The organism is Methylomonas rhizoryzae (assembly GCF_008632455.1).
GTDB classification, from domain to species: Bacteria; Pseudomonadota; Gammaproteobacteria; order Methylococcales; family Methylomonadaceae; genus Methylomonas; species Methylomonas rhizoryzae.
Map to the genome: position 1 here is coordinate 2,218,045 of NZ_CP043929.1, position 12,138 is coordinate 2,230,182.

At 57.9% G+C, this 12,138-nt stretch carries 5 protein-coding genes; all 5 read left to right on the forward strand.

The annotated features are described in order from the left end of the window. The first annotated feature begins 21 nt into the window (after positions 1-21). Genes F1E05_RS10005 through F1E05_RS10025 form a run of 5 tightly spaced genes read left to right on the forward strand, consistent with a single transcriptional unit; the run spans position 22 to position 12,083 of the window. Positions 22-3,780 carry a hypothetical protein gene (locus F1E05_RS10005; protein WP_150048155.1) on the forward strand — a complete coding sequence of 1,253 codons (3,759 nt, stop codon included), beginning with the start codon at positions 22-24 and terminating at the stop codon, positions 3,778-3,780. Between the two features lie 5 nt (positions 3,781-3,785). After that, a complete protein-coding gene (locus F1E05_RS10010; protein ID WP_150048156.1) occupies positions 3,786-5,414 on the forward strand; it encodes a hypothetical protein in 1,629 nt (542 codons plus the stop codon). Beyond that, a complete protein-coding gene (locus F1E05_RS10015; protein WP_190303303.1) occupies positions 5,407-7,383 on the forward strand; it encodes an ATP-binding protein in 1,977 nt (658 codons plus the stop codon). Before F1E05_RS10010 ends, F1E05_RS10015 begins: the two co-directional genes overlap by 8 nt. Before the next feature lie 3 nt (positions 7,384-7,386). Then, the gene (locus F1E05_RS10020) at positions 7,387-11,118 is read left to right on the forward strand and encodes an eCIS core domain-containing protein (RefSeq protein WP_150048158.1); all 3,732 of its coding nucleotides are present in this window, start codon (positions 7,387-7,389) and stop codon (positions 11,116-11,118) included. Next, entirely contained in the window at positions 11,118-12,083 is a 966-nt protein-coding gene (locus F1E05_RS10025) for a tetratricopeptide repeat protein (RefSeq protein WP_150048159.1), read from the forward strand. The genes F1E05_RS10020 and F1E05_RS10025 overlap by 1 nt, the downstream gene beginning before the upstream one ends. Positions 12,084-12,138: the final 55 nt, after the last annotated feature.

Below are 12,138 nucleotides of genomic sequence, written 5' to 3' on the forward strand. Positions count from 1 at the left end.
AAGCGGTAACGGGAGGCGGATATGGCAACGATATGGGTGAATCGACCGGCGGCCAGTTCCCGCGTATTGCAGCAAGTGCATATGTTTGCCGGCCGGCATTTGGGCGAAGAGGAATTCGACCGGGCGCAAGCCTACGCCGATGCGCGCTTGTCGCATGTGTTGCAAGGCAAAGCGGCCGGCATAGTGCACGGCCTGGATTTGCAATTCGGTCCCAGCGGTGCGGCCGAATCGGGGTTTAGCGTCAGCGCCGGTTTGGCTTTGGCCGGCAACGGCCACGCCTTGAGTTTGTATTACCCCTTGCGGGCCGAATGGCGCGAGTTGATAGCCCAATATTTAGCCGAGAGCGGTGCCTCCAACGCGGTAGGCGTGTATTACCTGTTGTTAAAGCGCTTGGACGGCCGAATCGACGCGCCGGGAGTAGATCCTTGCCAACGTACCGAACTGGATCCGACCCGCGACGTGCGCCGGGTGTTGGCCGGCAGCTTGGGCTTGCAACGCTTGACGATCAGCGCGGACGCCAGCGACAACCGGCCGCAAGAGCAGGTGGAAAACTGGCTGGCGGCGGACAGAGTCGATGCCGGCTTTTTGGCCAATTTAGGCGACGCGGTGCCCTTGGCATTGCTGGCGATAGAAAACGTACCCCCCGCTGAAGTGCCGGCCGGCGCAGCGCCGGCAGCCCGATTCAGGTTGAAATGGTTATCGCAAGCCGCAGGCCGTTACGAGGCGTTGCCCAATAGCGGTTACCGGGTGCTGTTGAATCAAACCGGTGCGGCGATGCGGCGCGTCATGCAAGCCGCGTTGGCGCCGGAAAATGTTGCGACGCCACTGGCGCAATTTCTGCAGGACAATTTACATCTGGATTTTTTGCCGGCTACCGGGCAATTACCGTTGGACTGGCTGCAAAACCCGGCTGCGCTGGCGCCAAGTTTGTTATGGCTGCCCGCTCACTTAGGGGTGGACATGGTGCCGGTGCCGGAGGAAGCGGTGCCGGAACTCCTGAACCGGCACATCGCCCGGCGGGTCATCGATTTGCGCCGGCCGGCCGGCGACAAGATACGCCTGTTGCTGGCGGTCAACGAGCCGGATTACCGCCACGATTTGCTGGACATTCCGCCGACCGATGCCAAGTTGCAAAGCGACGTTTTCCGCTTTTACATGCGCGCTTACGAGGCGTGGCGCAGTTGGCGGCAGCAATTCGACGTATTGTATTTCGTCGACTCGTCCAGCTTGGCGCCGTTGCCGGCCGACCCGGGCGACGTGTTGCCGGAAACCGAGGAACCGGCGGCCGAGGTCGAGCACCGGGTACTGGATGTCACTCAGTTTCGGAATCTGGACTTGCCCAAGCCGGAATTGCCGCCGGTTACGCCGGAGAGCGTTTATCAAGCCTTGATAAACCGCGGGCCGCGCAACGACGACAGCAGCATTCCTTACCCCTACAGCAACGGGGTGCCGGCCTTGCCGGTGTTCTACGATAACTGGCTGGTACATCCGGACGACGAGGGCTTGCCCGCCCACCCGCCGGAAATAGCCGAGCCGGCCGGCGACGGCTTGGTGGTGCAATATGCGGTGGCCTTGGTGGAGTTGGAGTCGATCGAAAACCAAATCCGCGCAATCCGCAGCCGGGTCGAGAAAACCCGCGATTTTCTGTTGTTGCAACGTCAGCAATTGGATTCGCAAACCGTGGCTTTGGCGGCTTTGGCCGGCGGGGTGGCCGGCGACGGCACCGGCTTGCAGGTGGCGCGCTGGTTGCCTTACGCCAGTTTGTCCGCCACTACTATTCCGAAAACCGAGACTCCGTCTGCATCCGCCGCGGTTCAGCCGGTGGTATCCACAGCGGTCAAGCCAATGTTTGCCTCCGTCTCCGCCGGCTTGTTCAATAGCGGCGGTGCCGTTGCAGCGCCTAGGGCCACAGCCACCAGCGCGCTGAGCGCCAATTTGTTGAATACTGCGCTGGCCTCGACCTCTTCGGTATCCAAATCCGGATTTTTATTGAACAGCAGGCCGGAAACGTTCTCGGCTTTCGAGCTGGGTATCAATAAAACCCGCTTGGACCAATTGGCCCGCATCACCAAGGAAGCGGTCACCACGCCGGCATTCGAAGCCAAGGAATACCGCTTCAGCGTGATCGACCATATCAACCCGGAGATCAACGAATACGCCAAGTCCTATTACGGCATGAAGGAATTGGTGGCGACTTTGACCGATTTGTTCGATGCTACCGACGCGTCGACCTTGCGCCGGCAAATGGTCAAAATCGGCGAAGTGGAAGGCGGCGATTCGCAGGCCAACGATCCCTTCAACCGGCCGAATAAGATAGAAGCGCCGGAGGTATTGGACGCCTTGGCGGCCAAAGCGGCCACCAATCCGACAAACAATCAGCTGGATCCCGGCCAATACAGCTTGTTGAAAGTGCAGTACCGTTACCATGCCCTGTTCAAGGCCGGCAAAATTCTGACCCAATGGATTTCGCTGTTCGAAAACCGTTACAACGCCATCGAGCGCAAGTTGCAAGGCAAATTGCGCGAGCAGGCCAATAAGCTGGCGCAAATCGACAAGTTGGCCGGGCAAATTCGGGTGGCGAGGGAGACTTTGGAAAGCATGGATCGTTTCCGCATCGAGCAGTTGGGCGATTACGGCGTCGCGCAACGCTTGCTCGACGAAGACTGGCGCAAGGTTTGGGCCCGTAACAACGATAGGACCCGGATTTTAACCACCGGCTTGCGCGGTTTGTATTACGTGCGGGTACGCGGCACGCCGGTTAGTGCCGCCTTGGCCGATCCGTTGGATCTGCGCTACGGCAGCAGTCAAGACATCGTACCGGGTTGCGATTGGGACGAAGAAGTGGATTTGCCGGCGGCGTTGGATCCGTTTCTGGCGGCGGTGTGCGAAATTCCGATGGACGATTGGGCCAGCCTGAAAGGCTTGCAACCTAAATTACCGCCGTTCCAGCAATTCGATTATTTAGGGCAGCTGCGTCAGGCGCGTTTCCGGGCCCGGCCTAGCTTGCTACTGACGCCGGCCAATAGCGACACCTTGCAGGCCCGCTTGCAAACCGTACATCTGCAGACCCAGATCGTCATGCAACAGTGGTCGGCGTTCGCGCTGCCGGTTTTCGACGTCAGCAGTCTGCAAACCCAAGCGGCCGCCGCCAAGATTTTATCGTTGGAGGACTTGGCAACCGGCAGCGGACCTTTACGCAAACAAGCCCAGGATTTGCGCGATCAGCTGGAGCATTGCCAGTTTTGCTTGCTGGAAAAGCTGAATGTGTTGCCGCCGTCGTTGCGCCTGCAGTGGGGCCAGTTAGCCGAAGACGATCGGATTCGGGTCGAAGACGTATCCTGGTGGCCTGGCATGGACCGGGCCGAAACCGAAGATTTCAATGCGGTGCGTACCGTATCCGAGTTGATTGCCTGGTGGTTCCGGCAACTGGCCGGCGATGCTTCGGCGGCCGGACGCAGCGCGATGCGCAATATGATACGCGCGGTGTTGATCCACGCTTCGCTGGGCGATCCGCAGGAAATCGTGCGCGGCAACGTGCACGTGCCGCCGCGCACCGCCAGTATAGGGGAGCGCTTGCAAGTCAAACTGAACCGGGCGCCGCAGCCCGGCACGCGCTTGCAGCTGTTGGATACTCAACAGCAAGTGGTGGCGGTGTTGGCGGTCGAGGACCATACCCCGCAAAGTACCCGGGTCAAAATCGTCGACATGCTGCAGCCGGGCGTCAGCATCAATACCCGGTTTAGCGTAGTCGCAAATAAATTGACGCAACAGCGTTTGTAGCGGCCATGGCCAGTTTGACCGGCGATACGACCGTTATCCATCGGTTAACCATCAAAGCCGAACGCGCGTGTCAGACCAAGGCCGCGGCGGTCCGGGCGCAATTGCAAGGCGGCGATTGGCCGCAAGCCGGGCGCGGTGAATGGGTGTTTATCCGCAGGCTGCACGCCAAAGCGACAGCCCGGCAATTGCCCGGCCGATTGTTGCAGGAAACCCGCGCCGTCATGCAAAGCGGCGATAGCGGGCTGGTGGTGCGATTCGCCAATCTGGCCGAACTGCTGGCTGCGTTGGCGCTAGACCTGTCGACCGGAAGCGCGGAGATACCGTGGTATTGGCGGCGCTGGCAGCATTGGTTTGCTCTGCCGCAGGGTCGCCGTTTTGCCGCCTTAGCGAGCGACCACCCGGACGAGTTAGCGGCCGTAACCTCAGCCTTGGCCCGTAGCGACGCTTTAACCGGCGTCTGGCAGAGTATTGCACCGGCGCAAGCCGGCAATCTGGTTGTAGCGTTAGCCGCCAGAGCCGGCGTGCGTTTGCTGCCGACGGTGCCCGCAACAGGTAGTACGGACGTCGAACGGACCAGCGGTTCGGCGCCGGCCGGCGGTGATCCGGAATCATGGGTTCCGGCTCAAGCAATACCGTTGCAGGTGCCGCAGGCTCTGTTGGCCCGCTGGCAGCCTATCGTTGCCGCTTTGCCGGCCGACGACGCCAGAACGCGCTTGGCTGCGCTTTTGCTTGCGCTGGAGGCCGCGCCTTTGAGGCTGCATACCAATTCGGAAGCTTGCATCGCCGGCATCGTACAGGTTTTGACGGGTGCGACAGCGAGGCATGCGTCGTCGCGTAGCCAGTCGCATCCTTTAGCGCCGGCTACTAGGCAGGATGCATTGGCTGACGAGGCGCCGATACCGGAGCAGCCGGCTTCTCGCCGGTTAAACGACGGCGAAACCGGCTGGCAACGCGCATCCGTCAGTAAACAACGAGACGAGGCAGGCCCTCGGCCGCCGACGCCGAGCAATCCCACTCACCGCCCGGCCACCAACGTTCGGCCGAGCGCACAGGCCGACGATGTTGGTGCCGTAGCGAATCGACAGCCGGCTAACGATACTCCCGAGCAAGGCGCAGAGGATAATAGTCTCGATGCGCTTGCGGAAAGCGAAGCACCCGCTATGCTGCCCGATTGCGACAGCTTTAGCACCGAGCAAGGCGGTCTGCTGTATTTGTTGAATATGTTGAATCGGCCGGAAATGCGCCGCTTGATGCTGGCGCATGCCGAAAGCCTGCCCAACGCCTGGATTTGGTTGTACCGCCTGGGGCAGCAACTGGATTTGCGGGACGACGATCCCTTGATCGATTACATCGCAGTGCAATTAGGCTGCCGCAGCCGGGCCGAACTTGCGCGTTTGCCGCCGTTGCCGGACAGTGCCCAAGTCCTGGATTTGGCCTGGCGCTGGTACGGTAAAGCCGAGGTTTGGCATCCGGCGTTGCTGCACTTGCCGGCGCAGATTTATTACACATCCAGCCATCTCGACCTGTATGCGGCGATGTCCGCGATACGGTTACCGGTGCGCTTGGCGGGACTGGACGTCGATCCCGGCTGGTTGCCCTGGCTGGGTAAGGTGGTCGCTTTTCATTATGACTAAAAAAACCAAAGCGCCCACCGACTTGATCGGACTGCACGCCTATCAGCGCCAACCCTTGGCCGCCTTGGTGCGGGTCGGTTTGGCGGACTATTGGCGGCGTATGATGCCGGGCGACGCGGAGTTGGCCGATCAACTGACCGCTCAAGCCGCCAGGCAGCTCAACCTAGAGGCCGTACCGGCCTGGGAGGCTTTGCGCGATGCCGCCACCGCGCAATTGAAGGCTTTGCCCGGCACGTTCGGACGTTGGCTGGCGGAGCAGCGCATCAGCTTAACCGACGCTTTTCTGCTGGCTTTGGTCGGCAGCGCCGAAACCGATTATCTGGTCACGTTAACCTTGAGCGAGTTGCAAGCGCCCAACCCGGGTAACCGGCTGGCGGTGCATCTGGCCTTGAACATTTTAGAGGAGTTATTCGGCGGTCCTGCCTGGGATGCGCTGGATATTCACGCGATGCCGTTGGTGCGTCGGCAGGTATTGATCTTGGACGGTTCCGGACCTTTATCCTTACGGCAACTGCGGGTGGAACCGGCGCTATGGTCGGTAATGTGCGCGCGGCCGGCGATTTGGCCGGGCTGTACGCCCATTGCTTTGAGCGAGCGTGCCTTGTTGCCGGAACGCATCCGCCGGCAACTGCCGCACTTGGCGACTTTGCTGGCCAAAGGCAATGTGCGGGGTTTGGCGATTCGCGGCAACAGCGGTAGCGGGCGGCGGGCCTTGGCGGCCGAACTGGCCGAGTTGTTGGGCTTGCATGCGATAGAAGTTCCGGCGGATGTCTGGCAACAGCAAGCGGCGTTACCCTTGGCCTGCAAGCTGGCCGGCTGGCTGCCGGTGATCAAATTGCAAGTGCCGGCCGGAGAAAGTTGGCCGATGCCGGCTATAGAACCGGAGATTCCGCATACCGTGGTGTTAGGCATGACCGATGCGGTGTCAGGATCGGATTTGCTGGAGATAGAGCTCGGTGTGCCGGATTATGCCGAGCGGGCCGAGCTATGGGGACGTTATCTGAAACAGCCGGAATTGGCGCAACGCGCGGCCAGTGCCTTGTTGAGCGGGCCGACCATAGAAAAAGTCGCCGGCAACGCGGTGCTGCGAGCCAAGCAGCAAAAAGCCAAATTGAGTTTCGAACACATCGCCGCAGCCCGCCGCGACTTGGGCGCCGAACGCCTGCGTTTGCTGGCCGAACCGGTGCGGCGGCGGGTGGAGCGGCAGGCGGTGGTGTTTCCGCCTTTGGTGGAGCAATATTTAAACGATTTCATCGCTCGCGCCCATAGCCGCGAATCGTTGTGGGAAGCCTTGGGGGCTACCTTGCAAGCCTCGCACAATGCCGGCCTCCGAGCCTTGTTCGTCGGCGATAGCGGCACCGGCAAGACCTTGGCGGCCAGTTACGTGGCCACGGCGGTCGGTGCACCCTTGTACCGGGTGGATTTGGCGGCGATCATGAACAAATACGTCGGCGAATCCGAAAAGAATCTTGGCACCTTGCTGGATTTGGCGGCGGCGGCCGATGCGATCCTGTTGTTCGACGAAGCCGATTCCTTGTTCGGCAAGCGCACCGACGCGCAGCACAGCGGCGAGCGCTACGCCAACATGCTGACCAATTTTTTGCTGACCAGGATAGAAAATCATTCCGGCATCACCATCTTGACCACTAACAGCCGCGAACGTATAGACAACGCCTTTACCCGGCGCTTGGACGCCATCGTGGAATTTCCGTTGCCGGGTTTTCAGGAACGTTTCGATTTGTGGCGCAGCCATTTGGGTGAGCGTAGTCCCGGCGAGGATTTGTGCCGTACCTTAGCCAGTTATTGCGACATCAGTGGCGGACAAATCCGCAACGTAGTGTTGACCGCAGCCGGTTGCAGCCCGCCGCAACAACCTATCGGGGTCGAACCTTTGATGTTCGCCCTGCAGCGCGAATATCAAAAATTGGGCCGCAATCCGCCGGCACAATTAAAACAATTGAGGAGTTAGCGTATGGCCACTTTAGCGTCCACACTCCGTAAGAAAAAAGCCCGCCGCAAAAGCAGTCCGCCCCCGTCAGCCGGCGAAGAAAAAAAACAGCGCAAGCCGGCGTATCTGAAGCGCAAGATGGCGGTTAGTCAGCCTAGCGACCCGGAAGAGAAAGAAGCCGACAAAGTCGCCAAGGAAGTGTCCCGTGCCGGTAAATCCGGCGGCGAGGAAGAGGCCAAGGAAGACAAAAAAATGATTTCCAGCAAGCCGGTGCCCAGCGCCCAGCGCTTAATGCGCCGGGTCAACCGCGCCGCCGCTCAGCAAAACGAGGAAAAACAACAGGAACCAGCGGCTAAACGCGTGCGACGTTCGGTGGAAACCGAGGACAAGGAAGAGCAGCCGGTGCAACGGCTGTTTCGTAAAGGCAAAGAAGACATGGAACAGGCCGCCCGCCGACTACGCAGAGCCGCCCAACCGGCACAAGCGGAGCAGGAGACCAAGCCCGCCGCGGCGGCCAAATTAAGGCGCAGTGCCGATAAAGCCGGCGAGGAGCAGCAGGAGGTTAAAGCACAAGCCCGTTTATTCCGGGCCGAGGCGGAAGCGGAGGAACAGCAAGCGGCTGAAACCGGCGCGGGCGGCCAAGACGGCGTCGAGCAGGAAATCGAGCAACGCATCGAGAATACCCGCGGCAAAGGCGATCCCTTGCCGGAAGCGGTGCGCAAGGACATGGAGCAGCAATTTGGCCAGGATTTTTCCGCGGTCGTCATCCACAACGACGCCGAAGCGGCCGAGTTGTGCAAAAACCTGAACGCCCGCGCCTTCACCGTCGGCGACGACATTTATTTTGCCCCAGGCGAATTCGCCCCGGAAACCGAGTCGGGACGGGATTTGCTGGCGCACGAGTTGACCCACACGCTGCAGCAGGGGATGCAGGTATCGCGGAAAATTTACAGGGCAGATAAAGGAAAAACAGCTACTAGTACCGGCAAAGCTGCACCGGCCCCGGACACGCCGCCCGATCCCAATAAATACGATGGACCTGAGGGGATATTTGAAAAAGGAAGTTCTGAACACAAACTGAAATTAAAAGGTGTAGATTTACCGTCCTTGAAAAAGCCGTTTACCTCTTTTCCCGTAACCGTAAGGCGCAGCTCCGATGAACGTAGCGGTAAGCAAGCCCAAATATGGGACAACAATGTGCGTGATGGTGCAGGCCTGAACAAAGCTTTAACGGCAAAAAAGTCCAAAGCCTGGAAATTCGAACAGGGATCGGAACCGGTATATTTTTTCAGTATAAAAAAGACCGGCGTCAGGCTGGTTGGCACAGAAACCAAGGTTCGCGACCGTGTTTTACGGCCTTATTGGACGCCTAAAGGCGAGATGATGCCGTTTCACGTCGACCATAAACTGGAATACCAACTAGGTGGGGAAGATGAAAATATTGATAATCTTTGGTTGTTGGATGCATCGAGTAATACCAGTTCCGGTTCGTTAATAGCCCATGAAATTGAACGATGCGTCAATCTCTTGGTGTCGAAAACCCCCGACGTGATGTGGACGGAATCCAAACGGCCTGACTACGAAACACTTAAAGCAAACCATGAAATAAAAATCATAGACGGTAAATTTGATAAAAAAGTTAACGGCCCGGAGAAAACATATACTAAGAAGCAGATTGCCGACGATGCTATTCAAATGGAGCCTGTAGAGCCGATGTCGCTCCAGCAGGTCAAGAACGCAGGTTTGGAGCCGAAACCGTCGAATTTCGTTATTTATAACAATGCTAGTGGCGGACGTTCGTTTTCCGCCAAAATTCCGGCCGGCGCGGAGCCGGCAGCGGTACCATTTACCGACCGAAAATTTATTCCCGGTTTTCGCCCAACTACGATTGCTTTAACGCCTGAAGAACAGGTTGTAGCCAGGATACGCGGCAGTTTGTTTTCGGCCAATCCCGGTTTGTTCGGGCACGGTATCGAAATCGAAATCCCGGTCAACCGCATGGAAGGCTTGCCTCAGGCAGGATACGCCAATTTTTCGGCTATGCGGCAAACTGTAATCGAACTTTTCGGTGCCTCGAATATTGAATTGAAGGGAATGAGCCCGTTAAAAGTGGTCGATGTGCAAACCGACGACCTTGGAGGGGTCACGGTTAGAGCGCAAGTCCTTACCGATATTCAGATGATTCGCAAAGCCAATATCGAGGTTGCGATTACCAGTGACGAAGTCAGTCTGCAGAAGTCTTTTTCCAGCGGTGAACTCAGTTTGCCGGGGCCTGTGAAGATTACGGGGTCCTCGTTGACCATAGCTTTGAGTACCAAACGCGGACTGGCAGTGGAAGGGCAGGCTAATCTGGCAATCGATAAAGTGGGTACAGGGTACATCGGCGCGGAAGCGTCTAAGGGCGCTAAGGGGGGGGCTTCGTTTGCGGTCGCCGGGCGCTTTAATTTCGATCCGAATTTGTTTGACGATCCGTCGTTCGTTGCTATTGCCTATCGAGACGACCGTTTTAGCGGAGAAGGTCAGTTAACGGTTGGACAGGGTCGAGTTCGGGGTGTGAAGTCTGGAAGCTTGCACGTGAATTTCAACGGAGACGAGTTCGCCGTGACCGGTACGGTAGATCCCGATATACCCGGAGTTGAGCAAGCGACAATCGCGGTGAGACGAACTGAAGCGGAAGGCTTGATCTATGAAGGCGATTTGCAGTTATCTTCTAATCCTGCGATACGTTCCGGTTCCATCCATGCCAAGCTGCAACAGGTAGACGACGGTTGGAAAGTTTCTGCCACCGGTAGCGCCCAACCGGCGATTCCGGGCGTCGATAGCGAATTGACGGTCAGTTACGACGACGGCGCGTTTACTGCCGAATTCAGTGGCGCTTATAAACGCGGCATGTTGACGGCGCAAGTCACGGTCGGTGCCAGCAACCGGGCGATCGGCGAAGACGGCAAGCCCAGCGGCGAACCGTTGCCGGACGGCGCCTTGAACGTTTACGGCAGCGGTTCGGCCACCATCAAAATCGCACCTTGGCTGCAAGGCACAGCGGGAATTCGCTTCGACCCCAACGGTGAGGTGACGGTATCAGGAGAAATCGGTATCCCCAACAATGTAGAAATTTTTGCTCGTAAAGAGCTGGAAAAATCGTTGTTCAGCGCCTCGGTGAAAGTGCCTATCGTACCGGGCATCGTCGCCGAAGTGGGCGGGGGCTTGTCCGCCAAAGCCGGTATCGGCCCCGGCGTGATAGACCAATTGCGCCTCGGCATAGAATACAACCCGGCCCACGAGGAAAATACCCATGTTACCGGCGACGCCCATTTGAAAGTGCCGGCGGACGCCGGATTGCGCTTGTCGGCGCGGGCCGGTATCGGTGTAGGTATTACCGGCGTCAGCGTGACCGGCGGCTTGGAAATCGGCGGCACCTTAGGCATAGAGGGTGCAGCGGAAGCCGGTGTGCACATCGATTGGACCCCGGCTACCGGTTTGGATTTAACGGCCAATCTGTCGATACACGCGCAACCGAACTTTACTTTCGACGTGTCCGGCTATGTGGAGGTCGAGGCGTTATTTTTCACCGTGTACGAAAACCGCTGGCAGTTGGCGTCTTACCAATTCGGCTCCGGTTATCAATTCGGTATCAGTTTGCCGATTCATTACCACGAAGGCCAGCCGTTCGATATTTCCCTGGACGACGTACAATTCCAGGTGCCGGACATTTCAGTCAGTGACGTCGTTTACGGTTTAATTGAAAGGATAGTGTGATGAATCAAGTGTTGGACTTGTTGAAGGAAGGCGTGTTGGCGCATAGCGCCGGCGACTTGGCGGAAGCCGCTCGTTTGTACGGCGAGGTGCTGGAGCTGGAGCCGGATAACGCCAGCGCTCACAATAACGTCGGCTTCGTGATGGCGCAGCGCCGGCAATGGCAGGAAGCGTTGGTGCATTTGCGCACCGCATTACGCTTGAATCCGGACATGTCCATGGCGCACTGCAATATCGGTCAGGTGTTGCTGAATACCGGCCAAGCCGGGGAAGGATTAGCCCACTTGGAGCAGGCTGTCGCTTGCGACCCGGAAAACGTGACTGCTTGGGACAATTTAGCCCGTATTCGGGTATTGTTGGGCGATTTTCAAGGCGGCGAGTATGCGGCGATACGCGCCTTGAAATTAAAACCGGACGATGCGCATTTACATACTCGCTTAGGCATCGCGGTGGCGGCGCAAAACCGTTTGCCGGAAGCCATAGCGTGTTATCAGCGCGCGCTCGAACTCGACCGGTTTTATGCGGAAGCCTGGGCGCAGTTGGGGATTACCCTGTTTTTAAACAATGACTTGGGTAGCGCTCGACAGACTTTGGAAACTGCGTTATCGCTTAGGCCGGATGATAATAATGCGTTACGCCATTTGGCATTGGTCGCGTTAAGTTCAGGGCAACGCGACCAAGCGCTCGATTTGTTCCAACAACTCTTGGATCGCGATCCGGAAGATCAGGCTTCGCGTCTGGATTTGGCAGTCATTTATTTATCCGCCAGACAAACCGAAGCGGCGGCTGAGCAATTAAACGGGATTTCCGGTGCGGTCAGAGATTCCAATAAATTCAAGTTTTATCAGGCGTTGACACTGCAGCAAGCCGGCGAGAACGAACAAGCTAAAACCTTGTTATGGCAACTTGCGGAATTGACCGACGATAGTTATGGGGAAAAAGCCCGGCAACTATTGTTGGTCGCTTGAGTTTTGCCGAAAAATTTATCTAAATTTGACGGCAATTTGCCCGCAAAAATTAACA